This window comes from Endozoicomonas sp. Mp262 (genome assembly GCF_025643335.1).
In the GTDB taxonomy this organism is placed as follows: Bacteria; Pseudomonadota; Gammaproteobacteria; order Pseudomonadales; family Endozoicomonadaceae; genus Endonucleibacter.
The window spans coordinates 1,664,695-1,685,457 of the sequence record NZ_CP092489.1 but is presented as its reverse complement, the minus strand read 5'-3'; the positions used below and the strand labels follow the sequence as shown (position 1 = coordinate 1,685,457).

Annotated in this window: 16 protein-coding genes; 9 read left to right on the top strand and 7 right to left on the bottom strand. The window is 43.3% G+C overall.

What is annotated here, in order from left to right:
* Positions 1-83 precede the first annotated feature (83 nt).
* Entirely contained in the window at positions 84-389 is a 306-nt protein-coding gene (locus tag MJ595_RS07415) for a DMT family transporter (protein ID WP_263081806.1), read from the bottom strand.
* A gap of 222 nt (positions 390-611) precedes the next feature.
* On the bottom strand, positions 612-1,775 hold the full coding sequence (locus MJ595_RS07410; protein ID WP_263081805.1) for a Xaa-Pro peptidase family protein: 1,164 nt from the start codon (positions 1,773-1,775) through the stop codon (positions 612-614).
* A 323-nt stretch (positions 1,776-2,098) separates the two neighbouring features.
* On the opposite strand from MJ595_RS07410, the gene MJ595_RS07405 reads away from it, so the two are divergent.
* The 6 genes from MJ595_RS07405 to MJ595_RS07380 all read left to right on the top strand — a co-directional run bounded on the left by MJ595_RS07405 (position 2,099) and on the right by MJ595_RS07380 (position 6,697).
* On the top strand, positions 2,099-2,776 hold the full coding sequence (locus MJ595_RS07405) for a PAS domain-containing protein (protein ID WP_263081804.1): 678 nt from the start codon (positions 2,099-2,101) through the stop codon (positions 2,774-2,776).
* Positions 2,777-2,800: 24 nt separating this feature from the next.
* Positions 2,801-3,187 (top strand): RidA family protein, encoded by a 387-nt coding sequence (locus MJ595_RS07400; RefSeq protein WP_263081803.1) that lies wholly within the window; start codon positions 2,801-2,803, stop codon positions 3,185-3,187.
* Positions 3,188-3,266: 79 nt separating this feature from the next.
* Complete coding sequence (dpaL, locus tag MJ595_RS07395; protein WP_263081801.1) at positions 3,267-4,457, top strand: diaminopropionate ammonia-lyase; 1,191 nt, start codon at positions 3,267-3,269, stop codon at positions 4,455-4,457.
* 529 nt (positions 4,458-4,986) lie between these two features.
* A complete protein-coding gene (locus tag MJ595_RS07390; protein ID WP_263078043.1) occupies positions 4,987-5,460 on the top strand; it encodes a helix-turn-helix domain-containing protein in 474 nt (157 codons plus the stop codon).
* Positions 5,382-6,035: an IS630 family transposase gene (locus MJ595_RS07385; protein ID WP_263322427.1), complete on the top strand. Its 654-nt coding sequence runs from the start codon at positions 5,382-5,384 to the stop codon at positions 6,033-6,035. The genes MJ595_RS07390 and MJ595_RS07385 overlap by 79 nt, the downstream gene beginning before the upstream one ends.
* Before the next feature lie 38 nt (positions 6,036-6,073).
* The gene (locus tag MJ595_RS07380) at positions 6,074-6,697 is read left to right on the top strand and encodes a hypothetical protein (RefSeq protein WP_263081800.1); all 624 of its coding nucleotides are present in this window, start codon (positions 6,074-6,076) and stop codon (positions 6,695-6,697) included.
* On the opposite strand, the gene MJ595_RS07375 is transcribed toward MJ595_RS07380, so the two are convergent.
* Positions 6,694-9,294 carry a hypothetical protein gene (locus MJ595_RS07375; RefSeq protein WP_263081799.1) on the bottom strand — a complete coding sequence of 867 codons (2,601 nt, stop codon included), beginning with the start codon at positions 9,292-9,294 and terminating at the stop codon, positions 6,694-6,696. The two genes, MJ595_RS07380 and MJ595_RS07375, sit on opposite strands and share 4 nt — an antisense overlap.
* A 193-nt stretch (positions 9,295-9,487) precedes the next feature.
* Here MJ595_RS07375 and MJ595_RS07370 point away from each other — a divergent pair, with 193 nt between their 5' ends.
* The gene (locus MJ595_RS07370; RefSeq protein WP_263078015.1) at positions 9,488-10,825 is read left to right on the top strand and encodes an IS1380 family transposase; all 1,338 of its coding nucleotides are present in this window, start codon (positions 9,488-9,490) and stop codon (positions 10,823-10,825) included.
* Positions 10,826-11,282: 457 nt separating this feature from the next.
* Here the strand turns inward: MJ595_RS07370 and MJ595_RS07365 are convergent, their stop codons facing one another.
* Together MJ595_RS07365 and glnK are read right to left on the bottom strand one after the other, a co-directional pair.
* Positions 11,283-12,530 (bottom strand): ammonium transporter, encoded by a 1,248-nt coding sequence (locus tag MJ595_RS07365; protein WP_263081798.1) that lies wholly within the window; start codon positions 12,528-12,530, stop codon positions 11,283-11,285.
* Positions 12,531-12,609: 79 nt separating this feature from the next.
* Positions 12,610-12,948 (bottom strand): P-II family nitrogen regulator, encoded by a 339-nt coding sequence (gene glnK, locus MJ595_RS07360; RefSeq protein WP_263081797.1) that lies wholly within the window; start codon positions 12,946-12,948, stop codon positions 12,610-12,612.
* A gap of 466 nt (positions 12,949-13,414) precedes the next feature.
* Between glnK and MJ595_RS07355 the strand changes: the two genes are divergently transcribed.
* Both MJ595_RS07355 and MJ595_RS07350 read left to right on the top strand, forming a co-directional pair.
* Entirely contained in the window at positions 13,415-14,416 is a 1,002-nt protein-coding gene (locus tag MJ595_RS07355) for a caspase family protein (RefSeq protein WP_263081796.1), read from the top strand.
* Between the two features lie 112 nt (positions 14,417-14,528).
* Entirely contained in the window at positions 14,529-14,801 is a 273-nt protein-coding gene (locus tag MJ595_RS07350; protein WP_263081795.1) for an accessory factor UbiK family protein, read from the top strand.
* On the opposite strand, the gene uvrA is transcribed toward MJ595_RS07350, so the two are convergent.
* Positions 14,798-17,620: an excinuclease ABC subunit UvrA gene (gene uvrA, locus MJ595_RS07345; RefSeq protein ID WP_263081793.1), complete on the bottom strand. Its 2,823-nt coding sequence runs from the start codon at positions 17,618-17,620 to the stop codon at positions 14,798-14,800. The genes MJ595_RS07350 and uvrA overlap by 4 nt on opposite strands.
* Before the next feature lie 449 nt (positions 17,621-18,069).
* Positions 18,070-20,661: a methyl-accepting chemotaxis protein gene (locus MJ595_RS07340; RefSeq protein ID WP_263081791.1), complete on the bottom strand. Its 2,592-nt coding sequence runs from the start codon at positions 20,659-20,661 to the stop codon at positions 18,070-18,072.
* Positions 20,662-20,763 lie beyond the last annotated feature (102 nt).

The following is a 20,763-nucleotide window of genomic DNA, read 5'->3' as shown; positions in this document are numbered from 1 at the left end:
AAAATTAGAGTGGGTGCATTTTAACTTGGAACTTACGTTTTGTGGTTGATCCAGAGGAGTTGGGCTACAGTGAACTCACGGATTCAGGGAATATTAAATAAAGCGAATGCACCTTGGCCGACAACACCACAAAAAGCAATCCTTAAAATATCTTTTTTCTCAATTCTTAAGGATGATCCGAGTTCTTTGCTAAGGCTTTTACTGCGGGAAGTAAATGCAAAAACAACAGAAAGGCCAATAACGGAAGTAAGGTAAGTGAAAAAAACCAATGTAATAGGGTCAATCGCCATTGATAATGGCTTCGCAACAACGCCAGTCACTCCCCATATACAGGCAACAGCTATCGCTGCAACCCAGCCTGAAATAATACCACTTTTAGGTGTATCCACTTATCACAGTTCCCAAAATCAAAAAACCTCACTACTCCGATATTCATAATGAATTGCTTATTTGCTGGCTTTTTACGTACTGCCTTAAATTCGACGAGCGAAGTATCACAAACAAATCATTAAAAAATAACAGTGGCGAGGGTAAGAAAATATAAAAAACAATAACCGTAAAGCCGGCGACAATGAACTGCTCCCCTTGGAGCAGTCATGGTCAAAAGCAGATTAAATAATGATTAACTCTGGCTCGGCACGCTTGGTTAACCATTCAGCCCCGTCTTCAGTAATCACGATATTTTCTTCATGAACCATTGATTTACCAGGGGCATAGACCATACCAGGCTCAAGAGTCATCACCATGCCAGGCTTGAGCAGCGTGTTATCAGTCGCTGTATTGGAAGGCCTTTCAGTTAATTCCATTCCCAATCCATGCCCTAAACGCCCAACGTCGTTTCCAAGAGCACCATTGGCTTCAAGCACTTTCCACATGGCATTGTAAATATCGGTAGTGGTTGCACCAGGACGAGCAGCTTCAAAGCCTTTAGTGGTGGCTTCGTAAGTTGCACGATAGGCCGCTTTTGTTTCTTCACTGGCATGACCAAATGCCCAGTTGCGGTCAAAATCAGAGAAATAGGCGTCGCGAACAGCACCTGTATCAATAATCAGAACATCACCCTGTTCGATAACACGGTCTGTTGGCCCCATGATAATGCTGTCATAACCATCTGGACCTGACCCGGCAATGATGTACGGACATTCATCAGCGCCAGCAGAAAGCATATCAATGCGGAACTGTTTGCAGATTTCCCGCTCAGTCATACCCGCCCTTGCGTAAGACGGTATTTTATCAAAGCCAATATTGGTAATACGGCAAATTTCGCGGGTTTTTTCTATTTCAGCCTGTGACTTGATTTGACGCAGTTCGTGGGTTGCCAGTGAAATATCAACAAAGTCCTTCTTCACCATACCCGCCAGCTGAAGGTAATTATTTACTGGCATACGCAGATGTGACTCTATACCCAATGTGGCACCAACACGTCCATAACGGCAAGGTAAGGAGTTAAGGGCACTGGCTACCAGGCTAATACCATCATCTTCAGGGCGTGGGGATGGCCAGGTGATAATATTATCAACCCAGGTTTCCGCCATGCCACTTGCACCAATTTCAGGAATAATGGCAATGGGCTTTCCTTCTGCCGGAACTATAACGAACCATGGTCGTGTTGGACTATGCCAAAACTGGGTGTGAAAACCAGTAAAGTAACGAACATTCGGTTCAGTGGTAAACAGCATGGCGTCCAGATTCATGTCATGCATGACTTTCTGTGCCCGTGCAGTACGATTCTCAAATTCTGATTGTTCAAAACCGCGCTGAAGATAATTTGTCATCTCAACCTCTAATCCAGATGGGTTACTGAGTGATCTGGTATGTGTGAGGAAAAACAAACCTTTCACGCAGCATAGTTAACTTTTCGTTACTTTAAGGCTCAAATCTTACCGATAGCTGAGTTAAAAAAATTGACCTATATCATTAGTTAACTTTTTAAGACTTTATTACTTGCAACCATTGATTTAAATCAAAAATTGCTATTTTTAGCTTGTTTTTAGAACAACTCCCCATCAAATAGTTACATAAAGTTAATTATACCCTTGTATTTCTTTCCAATAACCATCAAAATAGCGCCACCTATTATTAACAATACTGATCTAAAATGGATGGCAAAAAATACTTGGCATGTGGCACACAGTTTACTGAAAGTGACAGAACCCTGTTAGCCGGGTACTTTCGACTGGCGGATACCATTGCAGACCTGATCGGACCACACTGCGAAGTTGTTATCCACTCATTAGAAAGTGTCGAAAAATCAATCGTGAAGATTGTCAACGGACATCATACCGGTCGAACCTTAGGCTCACCCATTACTGATTTAGGGTTAAAAATGCTAAGGCATTTTGAACAAACAGGAGAGGTGACACCCAAAAGTTATTTCACTGAGACCAAAGACGGCTCACTGTTGAAATCAACTACCTGTATTCTGGCGGGTGAACATGACAATCCTATTGGTTTGTTCTGCATTAATATGAATTTGTCGCATCCGTTTCCAGAAATAATTAAGACATTAATGCCCAGTACAGGCCATGCCAGTGAAACCGTTAGCGAGAACTTCAGTCATTGCTCAACCCATGTTATTGAGCAAGCCTTAACGCAGGCTGTTACTGATGTTGAAAGCGACCCGACAGTCAGCAATAAGAGCAAGAAAAAAACAATCACCCGGCTGTTATTTGATAACGGTATTTTTGAATTTAAAGAGGCAACGGCAATAGTCTCTGAAGGCCTCGGCATCACTCGACATGCGGTGTACAAGTACATCCGTGAGTTTAAAAATTAACCACAAAAGTTGATGGATTACCCCATGAAAAAAATCATTCACACAGATCACGCCCCTGCTGCCATTGGTCCTTACTCCCAGGGCGCTGCCTTTAAAGAGCTGGTATTTACTTCAGGTCAACTGCCTTTAGATCCTGAGACCATGGCTTTTGTTGAGGGTGGCATCAAAGAGCAGGCGCTTCAGTCCCTTATGAACCTGAAGGCAGTTCTGGAGCAGGCGGGTGCTTCACTGAACTCTGTTATTAAAACAACCTGCTTCCTGTCTGATATGGAAAACTTTGCTGCATTTAACGAAGTGTATACTGAAATTTTTGGTACAGAAGCAGCTCCTGCCCGCTCATGCGTTGAAGCTGCCCGCCTTCCTAAAGACGCTTTGGTAGAAGTTGAAGCGGTTGCCTTTATTAATCAGTAATTCTGATTGAACGATACCTTTGCCACTTCCCGGCACAGGTATCGCTTTATTTGCTTCCATCCTTATTCAAGAGCCCAATATGCTGAAATTTGCCCGAAATCAGTTCTATACAGCTGAAACAAGCGCTCTATTCACTGTAAAAAATGCTGAGCAAGCTCGCAGTTTTCATCGTCAAATTGATGCCTATGCGCCAACACCACTGGTTTCATTGCCCAGGCTTGCAGAAAAGTTGGGAGTGAAATCTATTCTGGTCAAAGACGAGTCCCATCGCTTTGGCTTGAATGCATTTAAAGTGTTAGGTGGATCCTATGCTTTGGGCCAGGTTCTCGCAGCTCACTTGAACATCGACATTTCAGCAATTGATTTAAAGACAGTATCAGAAAAATTAGAAAGCCCTGTCGTTTTCACCACCGCTACAGCAGGCAATCACGGCACAGGTGTTGCCTGGGCAGCCCGTGAAATGGGACAGAAGGCAGTTGTCTATATGCCAAAGGGATCACCTCAGGCCAGTGTTGACCGAATTCGTGGTTTAGGGGCTGAGTGTATTGTTACCGATGTTAATTACGATGATACTGTACGCTTTGCCAACAAGACCGCCGATGAAAATGGCTGGATGCTGGTACAGGACACCGCATGGAATGGCTATGAAGAAATCCCCACATGGATTTCTCAAGGTTATATGACCATGGCAGATGAAGCCATCGAGCAGGCAGCTGCACTGCCTGAAGGTATGCCAACACATATTATGCTTCAGGCAGGAGTGGGCGCTATGGCTGGCGGCGTATTGGGTTATATGGCCGATAAGCTTGGCGCAGATACATTCAAGGCTATTATCTCCGAACCTGAGGCAGCCGATTGTATTTATCGTTCGGGTACCAGTTCTAATGGCTCCATGACATGCGTCGGTGGAGACTTAAACTCAATTATGGCTGGACTGGCGTGTGGTGAACCCAATCCGGTTACCTGGCCTATCTTGCGTAATTGCAGTCATTCATTTGCTTCCGTATCCGATAATGTATCCGCAACGGGCATGAGAATACTGGGCAACCCCCTGAAAGGTGACCCCGCTGTAACCGGTGGCGAATCAGGTGCCATAAATGTTGGTCTGTTATATCTGCTGGCTACCCTTCCAGAAGCCCAAGCAGCAGCTGAGTCCATTGGCTTAAATAAGGACTCTGTTGTCATGATTTTCAATACAGAAGGAAATACCAATCCGGAACATTACCGAAAGGTTGTATGGGAAGGGGCATTAGGGTTACAAAATCAATAAGTAAGACAGGCTGAGCAAAACCTGAAATATCTGTGTTTTCTTATGCCGTCAAAATAAATTCCCTCACGTTCAACGATAATGGCATCAGCCATTATCGGCTATCTAACTCGGGGCAAGCCCCCGAGATTTCCTGGATGCCGTAAAGTTGATACTTTGGAGATTTTGAGAGGGAGTAATCGTTAATATTAACTCCCTCCTTACCTTAAAATTCTTTTAATAAAAACTATTTATCAAAATTAAACTACAGACTTACGACACTGAACTATATTTCTTTATCGTCAACCTACATTTCGAGAAAAGAATATGTGCGTATTTTTTTTAAAAGACATTGCTTTTTTATTCATTATTTTCTTTGTCAACCTTACTGTTTTTTCTTTAAAAGCACTAAGTAGGTCATAGTTTGGTTTCAAATAAACTGGATGTTCGGCCAGTACGAGAAATCTACTTCTTGATCTAACGATCAGATAGCTATTGAATGATACATTTACTCTATTATAAAGAGAGTACTGGTCTTTAAATCCCTCTCCCTATGAAGTACGTCACTACAATCACTGATGAAGCTGTTTTATCAACTTTGAAATTCGCCAAACACTACGGACCTCTGAGATGTATAAGGGAAAGAGCCCATAGCCTTTTATTGAGCAATCGTGGCTTTACCCTTGAGCAAATTGCCGAAATACTTGAAATTAGATATCAAACTGCTTCTCAGTGGATTGATGATTGGGAAGAATATGGTATTCGTGCCTTGTACAAGGGGCATGGTGGCGGTAGGCCGTGCATATATGACGAATCCGAAGTGCAACGCATAAAAGAATTAGTGGCTGAAGAGCCTCGTCGCTTATCGTATGTCAAATCCAAGATCGAGGATGAAACCGGTAAATCTTCATCAAAAATTACTCTGGCAAACATTGTAAAAAAGCAGGGCTGGTTTACAAAAGACTCCGTAAATCATGCAAACATAAACGGGACGAAGAGCAATTCCATGACTGTAAAACTGCTCTGAAAGATGCCCAGGAAGCCGAGAGCAAAGGGTTAATCAATTTATTTTATTTTGATGAGTCCGGCTTTACCCAGGAACCTTGTGTGCCATACGGTTGGCAGGAAAAAGGAAAGCAGCTCAGAATACCATCAGTCAAAAGTAAACGCATCAACGTACTGGGGTTTATGAACCGAAGCTGTGAGCTATTTCATTATCCTGTTGTGGGTTCAGTGAATAGCGATACGGTGATTGCGGCCTTTGATGACTTTGCAGAGAAAATGGCAGATGAAAAATACAGCTCAAATGATCGTTACACGGTAGTTATGGTGGATAATGCCAGCATTCACACCAGCAAAAAGTTTTGTGCCAGAATTGATGACTGGATGATTGAAAAGAAATTGCTGGTCTGCTTTCTGCCAACATATTCACCTGAGCTCAACCTGATTGAAATCCTGTGGAGGAAAATAAAGTATGAATGGCTCAACCTCTTGTCAATCAAGAGCTTTGCGGAATTTGAAAAAGAAGTTGAACGGGTGCTTTTTTCATTTGGAGAGGAGTATATGATCTCATTTTCTAATACTGTCCGACTGGATGGTTAAATTATTCGAAAGCAATCTATACACTACTTACGCCATGGATGAAAAGTTATTATACTGGAACAACAGAGGTTTTACCTGGTGTAAGTAAAGCTGTTTCTAAACTTTTTAAGAAAGCTAATAAGAAAGGAAAGGTGTCAAGAGAGAGTTTTAATCATTTCAAAAGAAAACTGAGAGAACGACTTAACCTCCGTGGAGGGAGTTTACATATACGTCAGCGCAGTATTCACGATAGCTATAATCTATTAAAAATTAATCATGAAATAAGTCAACAATCTATTGTGTTTTTACCAAACAACACTGTACCTATTTATCAGCGTGGGTTTACTCTACGACGGGGGGTTATGGAACCTGTAATTGACTTACTAAGCAGATTTACTTTAAGTGAAGATAGAAGATGGTTAAGGAAAAATGAGTTAGTGGACTGCCAGCTAAGAGATTTGATATTGACTATTGGAAACAGTCATTCTAACTATGTCCATAAGGTTAATGTTGGCAGGGCTGAAGGATATTGCCCACCAACAGGTTTCAACTGGATAACCGGGACAACACCAAAGTGTGAAGTAACCGCCAGAGCACCTATTGTTATAATGATGTCAAATGGTTACTCGGTATTTGTTCTTGTTATTGATAGCATGGTAGGCACAGAAGCTAAATGTATTTAATTTGAGCCTGTCAATAATTTTTCAGATCGAAAATAGATAATAGGGTTCTTATCTAAACTTGTTTCCCCTACCTTCCCATCTAACTTTGACTCCAGTTCTTGCACTTTCTTTTTAAGATCGCTTATCTCTTTATTTTTCTCACTAAAGAAATGCTTAACAACATTTTTTTTCTCTTCAGGAGATACCGCATCTAAAAAAGTTTTTATTTGACACTCCAACATTATCTTTTCCTCTCCTAAAGAGGCCTCACTCATCTTGGACTCTTTCAATTGCGCCTCCAGCTCAGACTGACTCTTTCTCACCTCTATCACTTCTTTATTTAGCTCTGAGCTGGCTTTTAAAAACCGGGCTTTTGTAATTTTTGATCTTGAAAAATAACCGTTGGCAACTCTAGAATTAATACGAGCTAAATTAGAATACTTATCATTAAGAACTTTAAATTTATCTTTTAGCTCATCCAGTGCCACCTCAGCGGTTAATCTCTTAAACCTCTCATCTCTCATTTTTTTTGAAAACCTATTAACTTTGTTATTTTCCAAACGCAGTTTTTCAGATAAAACTTTAAGCGAATCCTGTAAATTTTTATCATCATCTTTTTCAGCATTCAATGCTGAATTTACAGCCTCAAGCCGCCTCTCAATAGCCAAAACAGAATCACCTTCTTCACCACATGCAGCTATTTTTTTTTCACTAAAAGCGCTACAGCTATTAATTTTTTCAGATTCTTGCTTTACTTCCTCTAAAACAGAGCACTCTGTAAATTCGCCACCATAATTCCTCTTTGCCTCATCCCCAATACCAGCAATAAATTCTAAAAAACTAATAACCTCACCGTCATCTTGATGCAAAGTCACCCCTTTGTCACCTAGAATTGTATTTATTAACCTTAAAGTAGCCACCTGCCATACTTTATCAACAGAACTATTTTTAGAAAAAGCCAACCTATAAACAGTCTCCATATCATATATAAAAAGAACAGGATCTTCAAAAACCAAACAACCTTTATTTATGTTACCTTTATAACAACAGGCCTCAATAAAATCACGGCGTCGAACCTTCGTACTTCCATCCACTTTAGATAGATCAAGGTTATACAAGTCAACTATATTAGACCATAGAAGAAGACTAGGAAAACCATCAACTCCATTTTCCAACAGCCAGTAATTATCATTTATACGTACTTCTTTATATTTATCTAATAGTTTTTTTAAATGAATATTTTCTTCTTGGCTATCACACCCTGATTCTAATGTAACACAATCGATAAAGTCTTCTGGCAAACTACAATCTTGATTTATAAAACCATCAATATTAACTGATACAGGTATATTTTGTCGATACCAATAAGACTTCCTCCAAATAGCTTCGATTATTTTTATTTGTTCACAAGTAGAATAACATCCAAGACTAACCCCTTTCCACGCCATATTAATCATATGCCTAACATATGAAAATCTCAGACAGTCTCCTTTGTTTAAATAATCTTTTAGCTTTTCAACCTTTACTTTAAAGGTAAAAACACCTTCATTAACATCATAATGCCTGGCTTTTCTTTTAGCAAAACCTCTTCTATTTCTAAAACCATAAGCATTATAACATAATTTAGCCTTTTCAATAGCAACATAATATAAATCCTTAAAGCAGTTATGAATAGCAAGAGGCATCCCAACCTTGTTTAAAAAAGGGTCTGTCATATCATAACTAACATGCCTTACTTTAGGGTGACTATTGATTTCATCCAAATCACCTAATAACTTTATCACTTCACTTTGAGTACTTTCATTGTTTTGAAATTTTCTTTTTGCAAAATCCTCTTTATTTCTTTTTTTATTTTTTTTCTCTGCCTTAACTTTTATCTTACTTCCTCCACAGTATTTTCTGACCTCTTTAAGATTTCTGCCAAAACCAGATTTAGACATAGCAACATCAAATATAACATTTCTCTCTTGAAGCTTAACAAAAGAACCTCCTCGTTCAAACTCCTCACTTTCACAAACAAGTTCTGGAATTTCCAAAATAAACTGTTTGTCATTTTTATCTTTCCAGTTGGGTTCATTATTGAACCCCCCTGAAAAACCAAAAGACGGACATTGATCGCCTCCTCCATACCAATAATAAAAATATTCTACGATGTAACATAAGTCATGCTCAACCTCTGCTAAATCAAAAGCCATGGAACTGATATAAGCAAAATCTTTATTACATACAAAAGTAACATTATTCCCACTTTCAACTTGTTCAACATTAACCTTTGCTAGATTAATCTTTCCTGCTTGATCATCAACTCTCAATAAAAATTCAAGCTTTAAACCATGTTCTATTATTTTTCTTAGCAAAGCCTGATGCCATTCAAACGGGTAAAAACCAATACCACTATTAAACCCTGAATGACTTGCCAATGACAAAACCCACTCATTCTTTTGACGTCCAGAACCAGCTGTAACTGAAATTCCATCAACAGAATCACTATTCCCCTGCCGCCCTACGTATACTTTTAGAGACTTCACAACATCACCCTCTGGTAAAGCCGCATACGAAAAACAACAAAAAAGGCAACATGCAAATTTAACAATCAAGAATATTGCTAAAATTCTCATACCCCCTTGCATACCTCAAAGCGTCAAAAACCATATAAATATAAACTTAAAAACTGCTATGCAGTATAATAAATAGAAATCTTTTCCTGAATCCGTGAGTTCACTGTAGCCCAACTCCTCTGGATCAACCACAAAACGTAAGTTCCAAGTTAAAATGCACCCACTCTAATTTTCACCACCTGGGTGCATTTTTGTGAAACTGAAAATTGAACAATCACAGACGGAATTTTATACACCGGTCGCAGGGCTTTATTTCGTTGGTCATGCACTCAACAAAAAGACAGCGTTAAGCAAATCCCTGCGCAAAATAAAAAAAAGGCACCGTATCACTCATATCGACCTGATCAGAGCTTACTGCGGCCAACTGGCTCAGGGTAAAAGTGATTTTGATAATGTTGATAATAACCGGGATAACGACTGGTTCCGGTTGGCAATGGGCATTAAACAAATGCCTTCAGCCAGCCGCTTAAGACAGCGTTTCAATGAAGATGCCGCCCAACTGATTCCTTTCATCGAGGACAGCCTTACCGATGTCCTGGTTAATCTTCAGGTGCCCGTCACACCCCTTCCGAAAAAACTCGATAAGAAGCAGCACATACCACTGGATATCGACGTATTCCCTATGGATAACAGCAATACCAAAAAGGAGGGGGTCGAGTACACGTATAAAAAATTCTTTGGTTATGCCCCTATTGCCGCTTACTTTGGCTGCGAAGGCTGGTGCCTGGGATGTGAATTACGCCCAGGCTCTCAGCACTCCCAGAATGATTTTATTGGCTTTTTACAAGCAGTGCTGCACCGCAGCCGACGTTTGACCCGAGCGCCTATTCTGGTTCGCCTTGATAGTGGCCACGATGCTGAGGAATCGCGCCGGGAAATCGCCGGGTTCAAAGGTGTGAATCACATTATCAAGCTCAACCCAAGAAAGTATCACACCAAGGAACACTGGCTCCCCATTTTTGAAGAAAAGCAAGTCAAATGGGAGGAGTCGCGTCCAGGAAAGAGTTATGCGACACTCTCAACCGTCTATGAAACCAACTATGGTAACCAGCGTCTGATTATTCGCATTATCAAGCGTACCACTGATACTGTAGGGCAGAGATTTCTGACACCCGATTATGAGCTGGAAGGATGGTGGACAACACTCAGCGAAGCTGACTACAGCGATGATCAGATCATTAATCTTTATGAGGATCATGCGACCAGCGAGCAGTTTCACAGTGAGTTGAAGACTGATATGGATTTAGAGCGCCTGCCTTCAGGCAAGTTTGACACCAACGACCTGGTGATGTGTTTGGGTGCACTGGTCTATAACATTCTGCGCTACATGGGGCAGAGTTGCTTGCTCGGGCCAGATGCGCCGGTACGTCATAAAGCCAAACGACGCCGGTTAAAAACCGTGATACAGGAACTCATCTACCTGGCTGCCCGTCTTCTGAAAAAAGGACATCAATACCGGCTACGCTTTGGTCGTTACTGTCCTGGTTTCAGGTCTTTCCATCAATTAATAAGCCAGCATGCACTTTGTTGATTGAATAGCGAGATAGAAAAAAATGCCATAAATGAGAAAGTACTGTATTGATAACGGTAGGGCTTCTTTCAACCTGTCTTCAAGTTTGATGATATTTTGATCAGCATTTATGCTTAAAAACGACATAAAAACACTTCAATCAATAACCCGAGTTATTTTCAAAGGAAAAAATTAATCAGCACATTTTCAAAACTGCCGGGCAAATCAAGAAATCACGGATTCAGGTCTTTTCTCTCCCACTTAAAGCAAAAAAAACCATAAATCCTGCAAGACAGTCAGGAATACGAATACAAAAGTAATACTTATTGTTCAGGCGCTATACTGACCAGAAGCCAATAACGGGGAAGACTCAGGTCTTTTCCCTTGAACTTAAAAAAACAGTGTGATCGGTTGATGCCTCTTTTGCTCCAACCGACCACAGAAGTATTATCGAGATTAAACTCAGCCCTCTTTCCCTCTACTTCGCCTTAAACTCGGGATAGGCTTCTACTCCACATTCAGCAACATCTGCACCGACATATTCCTGTTCCTTGCTGATTCGCAAGCCAACAATGAATTTAATCCCGCCCCAAACAATCAATGAGGAAATAAATACCCAGGTAAAAATAGATGCTATGCCTAACAGTTGAGCTCCAAGAGTGGCATCAGCATTACTCAGAGGTACCGCCAGCAGTCCCCAGATACCCACAACGCCATGAACAGAAATGGCACCTACCGGGTCATCAATATGCAATCTATCCAGTGTTATAATTGAAAGAACGACTAATACACCTCCAGCAGCACCGATCAATGTGGAGCTCAATGCTGATGGGGTTAAGGGTTCCGCAGTAATTGCAACCAGACCAGCCAGTGCGCCATTAAGAGCCATAGTCAGGTCAGCCTTGCCAAATAACAGACGGGCTGTAATCAAGGCCGTGATCACACCACCTGTTGCAGCAGCATTGGTATTAACGAATATCTGCGCCACTGCATTGGCATTTTCCACATCGGCGATTTTTAATTGTGATCCACCATTAAAACCGAACCAGCCCAACCATAGAATAAATGTCCCCAGAGTTGCTAAAGGCAGATTGGAACCCGGAATAGCATTGATTCCGCCGCTCTTACCATACTTACCTTCGCGAGCCCCCAATAACAGAACACCAGCAAGCGCAGCAGATGCACCCGCAAGATGGACGACTCCGGAACCTGCAAAATCCAGGAATCCATGGGCATCAAGAAATCCGGCTCCCCACTTCCAGAAACCCTGAACCGGATATATAAACCCTGTCATAAATACGGCAAATAGCAGGAAAGACCAAAGCTTCATCCGCTCTGCTACCGCACCGGAAACAATAGACATGGCTGTAGCAACAAATACAACCTGGAAGAAAAAGTCTGAACGCTGGGCATAGTACGGAGCATCATCCCCTCCCGCCATCACCGCTTCAACTGTATTTTCTGTGCCCAGTAATGTGCCAAATACCGGCACAATTCCACCTTCATTGGCACCGGGATACATGATCTGATAGCCACACAACAGGTACATGGTGCAGGCAATGGCAAACAGGGCAATATTTTTTGTCAAAATTTCCACTGTATTTTTTGAACGGACCAAACCGGCTTCAAGCATGGCAAAGCCTGCCGCCATCCACATCACCAAAGCACCACATACCAGGAAATAAAAGGTGTCGAGCGCATACGACACTTGAATAATATTATCCACGGGACCCCTCCCAGGTTTAGAAATGTTTTTTCTTATTATTAGGGTTTATTGACAGAACTAAGCCCGGCAGGCTCCTAGACTAAATGGCATCCTCTCCAGTTTCGCCGGTTCTGATGCGTATCGCCTGCTCCAGATTAGTTACAAAAATTTTGCCATCACCGATTTTCCCCGTATTAGCAGCCTTGGAGATCGATTCAATAACCTGCTCCAACAATTCATCAGGAATGGCCACTTCAATCTTCACCTTGGGCAGGAAATCAACCACATACTCTGCACCACGGTATAGCTCGGTATGCCCCTTCTGTCGTCCAAACCCTTTTACCTCAGTTACTGTAATTCCTTGCACGCTGATGTCTGAAAGCGCCTCGCGAACATCATCCAGTTTAAACGGCTTGATAATGGCAGAAACCAACTTCATAAATATATTCTCCTGAAAGTTACGATCCGGGAGGGGTAGTCCGGCGCTTATCCAAATCAAGCTGCCAGTCTACGCCTACTGGTTACGACATCCAATAAACTGCTTATTAAATAAGCAGAAAGTATGCCAACATAACCATGATGCATAAAGTGGGTGAAATATAAGAAAATGCATCAATTAATGCACCGAATATAGATAACAGGGAGCTTTACTGACATTTATGCACTCATAAAGTGCGTCAATGAAGTGCCTGTTTGCACGAACAGGCGCTTATAAGAAAACTAACCCTTAGCCCAGTCCAAGCATTCAGATTTATTTGAAAATCCAGAAAACCCTCAGCCAAAATTAGGAGGTAAAGCTAAACTGCGCCAATATAGAAAGCACATGTTTTCTATGGGCTGTTTAGGAAGCTGACCGAGATACGTAAAGGCTCGAAACCATTGTTGTACATGTGGAAGATACTGGCATGAAATATTATGACTCTATCTCTCTCAAACTTTTTTCTATCTGGTGGCTGTGCTTTTTCGCTCTGGATGCATGGCCAACCCAGCCATGGTTCAAAGCTGTTCCAGCTTATATTGCCCGTATCACACCTCCCTCATACCTTGAAGCCTGGCTATGTTCAACCGCCCTCTTAAAATATCAAAACAGGCACAAAACATTAATACTACTGGTAGCTCAAAACTATACACATAGTAAATACACGAATCTTAAAGGGTGTATAAACGATGCCATTAATTTAAGATATTTTCTGAAAAAAATGGGGTATCCGGAAAAAAATATAAGACTGATAACCGATGAAAAACAAAATATAACCACCGAGCAAGTCATTGATGAAATAGAACAGATAGCCAATAAAACAACCCGGCACTGGATGGACTGGAATACCGTAATTATTGCTTTTAGCGGTCATGGCTCCAGTTCAAAAGAAAGGAAAACCTCTCAGGAAAAAGATAAGCGGGATGAACTCCTGGTCTGTGGTGACGGCTGTATATCTGACAATAAGCTGCATGAGCTGTTAAAGCTGTTTGACAGAAAATGTAACGTATTCTTTTCCTTTGATACCTGTCACTCTGCAACAATGCTGGATCTTCAATATATATGCCGCTCGGAGTGGAACGCAGATACGGCTGAATTCAGGTTAAAAAGGGACAAAAACAGCAAGTATTCCTACATAGCCGCCAATGTGGTCATGATCTCTGGCTGTCGGGATAGCCAAACCTCTGCCGATGCCCTTCTGCAAAACCCTGAGCGCAGGGAAACCCGCTACTTCAGCAGGTTAAACTGGAGCCGACAAGGTGCCTACACAAACACCTTGTTAAAACTGTTAAAAAAATCACATGCTAACTACAAGCTTCTGAGCCTTCCGCTACACCTTTCTGAATCACTGCACAAAAGGTTCAAACAGCGCCCTGTTCTCTCATCCAGCTTTTATATTCCCCGATACTTCCAGCTCTTTGACTGGTAGTACTTACTGAGCCAGCGAACCAAGCGCAGCTTGGCAGCCTTCAAGAACATCGGCAAATCGCCCTCCTTGTTATATGATGCACCATAAATCAAGACGTACTGGAACCTGACGAATGATTGATAAAGCTGCACTGATCAATAATATCGCCGAAAAAGCAGGTCAGTTACTGGGAGGCGAGAAAAGCCAGACCAGGGAAGATATTGAACGTAATATCAAGGCCCTGGTAACCAGCGCCCTGTCTCGCCTTGATCTGGTGAACAGGGATGAGTTTGACACCCAGGTTGCCGTATTGCAGCATACCCGGGAACGCTTGGAAACCCTTGAAAAACAGGTGGCTGAATTAAATAAAGGCGATACTGAACAGACCCGGGATTCAGAGAACTAATTTAAACTCTGCTTTAGAAAACGTCCTGTATGGGATACTTCCCTTTTGGATACCTCTTCAGGTGTGCCTGAAGCAATGATTTGCCCACCACCATCACCGCCTTCCGGCCCAAGGTCAACAATCCAGTCGGCTGTTTTGATGACATCCAGGTTATGTTCAATAACCACTACGGTGTTGCCATGATCCCGCAGCCGATGCAAAACAGTGAGTAGTTGTTGTATATCGTGAAAATGCAAACCGGTGGTTGGCTCATCCAGGATATAAAGCGTTTTCCCGGTATCCCGTTTAGACAGTTCTTTTGCCAGCTTAACCCGCTGGGCTTCTCCACCAGATAGCGTTGTTGCGTTCTGTCCCAGTTGAATATAGGACAGCCCCACATCCATCAGGGTCTGAAGCTTGCGCCTGACGGCGGGGATAGGATCAAAGAATGCAAGGGCATCTTCCACAGTCATGGATAGCACCTCATGGATGCTTTTACCCTTATATTTAACATCAAGGGTTTCCCGGTTATAGCGCTTGCCTTTGCAAACATCACAGGGAACATAGATGTCTGGTAGAAAGTGCATTTCCACCTTAATCACACCGTCGCCCTGACAAGCTTCACAGCGCCCCCCTTTAACATTAAAACTGAACCGCCCCGGTTTATAGCCGCGGGAACGAGCTTCCTGGGTGCCCGCAAAAAGTTCACGAATTGCGGTAAAAATACCAGTGTAGGTGGCCGGATTAGAGCGAGGTGTTCGACCAATGGGGCTTTGGTCTATATCAATGCATTTATCCAGATGGGTCAGGCCACTGATCTTTTTATAGGATGACGCCGTTAGTGTGGTGGCCTTATTGAGTTTATGGGCGGCCACCGGATAGAGGGTGTTGTTAATCAGGGTTGATTTACCGGAGCCTGAGACACCGGTGACACAGGTCATCAACCCCACAGGAATTTCCAGGGAAACATTTTTAAGATTATTTCCGGAACAACCGGTCAGCTTCAGAATCCGTTTCTTATCAAACGGAGTACGGTTTTCCGGAACAGCGATTTTTTTAATACCCGACAGGTACTGTCCGGTTAAAGACGCTTCCGTATCCATGACCTGCGCCGGTGTACCCTGGGCAACAATACTGCCGCCATGAACGCCAGCTCCGGGACCGATATCAATGACATGGTCTGCAGTACGAATGGCATCTTCATCGTGTTCAACCACAATCACTGTATTGCCAAGGTCACGAAGCCGGGTCAATGTATTAAGCAGCCGTTCGTTATCCCTTTGATGCAGGCCGATACTGGGTTCATCCAGAATATACATAACCCCCACCAGCCCCGCACCAATCTGGCTGGCCAACCGGATGCGCTGGGCTTCGCCCCCGGAGAGGGTATCAGCGCTGCGATCCAGGGTCAGGTAATTGAGACCAACATTGACCAGAAAACTGAGACGGTCACAGATTTCTTTAAGAATCTTTGCGGCAATTTCTCCTCGCTGGCCCGGTAACTTCAATTGTTCAAAATAGGCCAGGGCTTTTTCAACAGGCAGGCAAGCCAGTTCCGGTAAATTTTCCTCCTGGATAAACACATTGCGGGCTTCTTTCCTGAGCCGGGTTCCCTTACACCCCGGACAGGGCTGGGTACTGAGGTATTTTGATAACTCTTCCCGAACAGACTGGGATTCAGTGTCTTTATAGCGCCGCTCAAAGTTGGGAATGATGCCTTCAAAGCAATGGCGCTTGCGATAGACATCGCCGCGGTCATTCACATAACTGAAGTCAATTTCCTGATCTCCGGAGCCATGAAGAATAATACTCTGCTGCTTTGCAGTCAGGTCATCAAAGGGAGTATCCAGATCAAATCCGTAATGGGAAGCCAGGGACTTTAAAAGGTGGAAATAGTAAACGCTTCTTCGATCCCAGCCTCGAATGGCACCCTCGGCCAGGGTTAACTCAGGATGCTGAACAATGCGGTCCTGGTCAAAGTATTGTTTGACCCCAAGTCCATCGCAGCTTGGGCAGGCACCGGCAGGGTTATTAAAAGAAAACAGGCGGGGTTCCAGTTCATCAAGGCTATAACCACATTCAGGGCAGGCAAACCGGGCAGAAAAAATCATGTCCTCCTGTCCACCGTCCATAAAGCTGATGGCTGCCAGCCCGCCAGTGAGTTCCAGTGCCGTCTCGAAAGATTCTGATAAACGCAACTGTAAGTCTTCTCTGACTTTAAAACGATCAACAACCACCTCAATGGTGTGCTTTTTCTTTTTGTCCAGCGCTGGAGGGTTATCAAGGTCGGTGACAATGCCATTAATCCGGGCCCGGATAAATCCCTGGCTTTTCAGGTCACTGAATATATGAAGGTGTTCCCCTTTCCGCCCCCGAACCACAGGTGCCAGCAACATGAGCCTGGAACCTTCAGGAAGGGCCAACACCTGATCCACCATCTGGCTGATGGTTTGGGCCTCCAGCGGCAGAGCGTGGGTAGGACACCTTGGAATACCCGTGCGGGCGAATAGTAACCGCAGGTAGTCATAAATTTCAGTGATAGTGCCAACGGTGGATCGGGGGTTATGACTGGTGGATTTTTGCTCAATGGATATAGCCGGAGATAACCCTTCGATATGATCCACATCAGGTTTTTCCATCATAGATAGAAACTGTCGTGCATAGGCAGACAATGACTCTACGTAACGCCGCTGTCCTTCAGCATAAAGGGTATCAAATGCCAGTGAGGACTTTCCTGAACCCGATAACCCTGTGATTACAATCAGGCTGTCACGGGGCATATCCAGGTCAATATTTTTGAGGTTATGGGTGCGGGCACCCTGAACCGTAATGTTATCCACGCTTTGTGACTCCGTCCCTTGGGGGCTGTTGATGTCTCATTATATGGTCGATAAAGCTGTTAGCCATATAATGAAACCTCAATGACTCCCTGAGCAAACCTGGAATTATAAAGTACTGTAACTGCCAGTACATGATTAAAGGAAAATTGTCCGGTTGTTCAGGTTAAAAAGGCGTTAGCCCGGATATTTCCATACGTTAATGACTACGGGTAGTACGAATCCTGAATTGCGTACTTTTGTCCTAGAATAATAAACGCCGTTAGCGTTAGGAGCATTCCCATGAGACGCGAGTTGAGCAGCCATAGAAAATGGGCAGAAAGAGTCAGCCTGATGTGGGCTTTTGCTTGCCTGATAACGTTTTCTGTTGGTGTATTGACAGGTATGGCTATCGTTACTACATCGTTATAGTAACAATAGCACCGACAAGATTGTTCAATACAGAAGTTGTATTACCCTGTACGCTTGGTTTTTAACCGGCTCAAGCGTTGCTCAAGCTCTGTGAATTTTTCCTGCATATCGCTACAGGCTATCTGAACGGTTTCCACCGCTGTCTTACTGGCCTGGCTACTATCATCAATACTTTGAATATTATTCAGAATGCTTTGGCTATAACTTTCCTGCTTGGTAATGGCCTGCTCCATTTGTGCCATATTATTGCCCACCTCGGCCAAAACCTCATTTAACTGGTCAAAAGAATCAGAGACATCGCCTACAGAACTCACCCCCTTGTCCACCCGGCTGTAAGTTTCTTCAACCAGTTTATTGATTTCCTTGGCCGCTTTTGTTGACTGATCAGCCAGCACCCTGACTTCATCAGCAACAACCGTAAACCCTTTTCCCTCAACGCCGGCTTTTGTGGCTTCAATAGCCGCATTAAGGGCAAGCATGGTTGTTTGAGTGGCAACTTCGGTGATACCTTTGGCGACATTGCCTATCCGGGTACTCACCTCCCTAATATCTAAAATGGCGGCTTCAGCCCCGTCAATAACGTGGCTTACACGTTCAGCATTATTACGGGCCCCTGAAACAATGCCACCGCCCTGCTTGGCATCTTTAACCAGTTGCACAACATCGTCTCGCCACTCGTGAAGGTTACCAATAATAGTTTTACTGGAACTGGCCTGCTCACTGCTTTGGTGAAGCATGCTGGCCGACATGGCATTGATCTCGGCTATTTGTGAACCCACCTCACTGGAGACATGCTGAACAGTATTGACAACCTCTTCCAACTGGCCTAGTCCTCCGTTTAATTTGCTTTCCAGGCCCTCATAGGCACCCTGGACTGTCATTTCCCTGGAAAGATCAAGGCGGTAGTCCAGTTCACCATTATTAATGGCATCCGCCATTGCCAGTAGAGATGAGGTTAAGAACTCAAGTTTTTCAGAGGTTCGGTTAATTTTTTCGGTAAGTTCTGCAAGCTGGCCAGAGGTGTTGCGATCAATACGCTGATTAAAGTCTCCCTCCTGAATGCTGGTCATGACATCAATGATGCTGCTGATCACTTCTTCCAGCTCTTCGGAGGTGGCGTTCGCCGCCTGCTTCAGTGTACCCAGGTCTCCTTGCATATCGCTGTCAATTCTGACATTAAACCGGCCATCGGCAAAATGTCCCAGTGACTTATTAATGGTACTGATAGCCTGTTGCAGGGATTCCACCATACCATTGAAGGTTTGACTGGCCTGACCAATTTCGTCCCGGTGGTTATTTTCAGAACGCAGTGAGAAATCCCAGCGGCTTTTCACTTCATCCATTAGCTGCGTCATGGCAAGAATGGGCTTTAGCTGATTACCTGTCAGCCACCAGGCCGCAAGAATGACTAGAGGAATAGTACCCAACAACATCAGGGTAAAAATAAGCTGTAGCTGCCTTTCCGGTTTCAGGGCTTCTTCCAGACTTTCTTCAACCACCATGGCCCACCTATGTCCACCGATATCAAGAGGAGAGTAGGCACTGATAACCTCTTCTTGCTGATAGTTCGATCCTATTCTGGCTCCGGTTTTTCCTTCAAGGGCATCCTCAACTGATGGACTACTCACATGGTGGGTATCAGGCTGCTGGAAGCTTTCCTTAACATTAAAAACATCAACATGACGCCGGGTATCCGTACGTAGCAAGTGGTCTTCACCCACCAGATAGCTTTCACCCGTCTTTCCCAACCCTTCAGATACCGCCATGATCTTGCTAAGTTTATCCAGTGGTAACTGGATAATAAAATAACCTTCAACCCTGTCATTAATAATGATGGGAGACGCCATAAAAGAAGCTGGCGCGTCATAGGAGGGCTGATATAAGCGATAATCTGTCATGACAGTATATGGAGAACCGTTGTTCGCACCTTTCTTTTTAGTAAGCCTGAATGCTTCGGCAATACCCGAATCAGCAAAGGGGCCGTTATTAAGGCGGGTTCCAAAATCCACTTCTTTAAAAACACTGTAAACAATACGACTGCTTTCATTATCCACAATGAAAATATCGTATAGATTCAACTCTTCAAGAAGCACTTTAAATGAACTGTGATAACGGGCATGGACTTGATGATAGCCTGATGCTTCAGGGCCATTGTACAAATGCCGCTCACCTGCTTTATAAGGGCTATTAGCCAGGTAAATGGATTGGAGTGATGTGGCGATATGGTCTTTTTTCGATAAAAGCCTGTCAAGGTTTAATGAGGACTCGGGATTTTGCTCTTTATATATTCTGGCAAACCCATTAAGGTAATCCTGTTTTACGGCTTCTTGCTGCCCGGACTTTAGTTTAATGCTGCTGATACCCTCTCGAAAGGCCAACAAGGCTTCCTGTACCATCAGGGTATTGGCAAGCCCCTGAAGTGTATGGCTTTTGGAATTAAAATAATCTTCTACCTGTTGTTTTTTTACTTCTTTGACATCAATAAGGTGAGAGAAGAGACTTTCCAGCAAAATATCTTCAGAGACCTTAAACCCCACAGTGGCGACCAGCGCAGTGGGTAGCAGGCCTATAATCAGAAAAGCCGCCATAACTTTCTGTTTCAGCGAACTTTTTTTAATCCATGATTTAATCAAGGTAATCCCCTCCCCTGGGATTCTTAAAACAGGTATATAGTCATTTTTGTTTAATAAGATAATAACGTGATTCTGGAGTGAACCCCAAAAAAAACAGTCCCC

What these genes read in the sequence shown, in the direction of transcription:
- MJ595_RS07410 (WP_263081805.1), bottom strand. Translation starts at nt 1,775, where the DNA reads ATGACAAATTATCTTCAGCGCGGTTTTGAACAATCAGAATTTGAGAAT.
- MJ595_RS07405 (WP_263081804.1), top strand. Translation starts at nt 2,099, where the DNA reads ATGGATGGCAAAAAATACTTGGCATGTGGCACACAGTTTACTGAAAGT.
- MJ595_RS07400 (WP_263081803.1), top strand. Translation starts at nt 2,801, where the DNA reads ATGAAAAAAATCATTCACACAGATCACGCCCCTGCTGCCATTGGTCCT.
- dpaL (WP_263081801.1), top strand. Translation starts at nt 3,267, where the DNA reads ATGCTGAAATTTGCCCGAAATCAGTTCTATACAGCTGAAACAAGCGCT.
- MJ595_RS07390 (WP_263078043.1), top strand. Translation starts at nt 4,987, where the DNA reads ATGAAGTACGTCACTACAATCACTGATGAAGCTGTTTTATCAACTTTG.
- MJ595_RS07380 (WP_263081800.1), top strand. Translation starts at nt 6,074, where the DNA reads ATGAAAAGTTATTATACTGGAACAACAGAGGTTTTACCTGGTGTAAGT.
- MJ595_RS07375 (WP_263081799.1), bottom strand. Translation starts at nt 9,294, where the DNA reads ATGAGAATTTTAGCAATATTCTTGATTGTTAAATTTGCATGTTGCCTT.
- glnK (WP_263081797.1), bottom strand. Translation starts at nt 12,948, where the DNA reads ATGAAGTTGGTTTCTGCCATTATCAAGCCGTTTAAACTGGATGATGTT.
- MJ595_RS07355 (WP_263081796.1), top strand. Translation starts at nt 13,415, where the DNA reads ATGAAATATTATGACTCTATCTCTCTCAAACTTTTTTCTATCTGGTGG.
- MJ595_RS07350 (WP_263081795.1), top strand. Translation starts at nt 14,529, where the DNA reads ATGATTGATAAAGCTGCACTGATCAATAATATCGCCGAAAAAGCAGGT.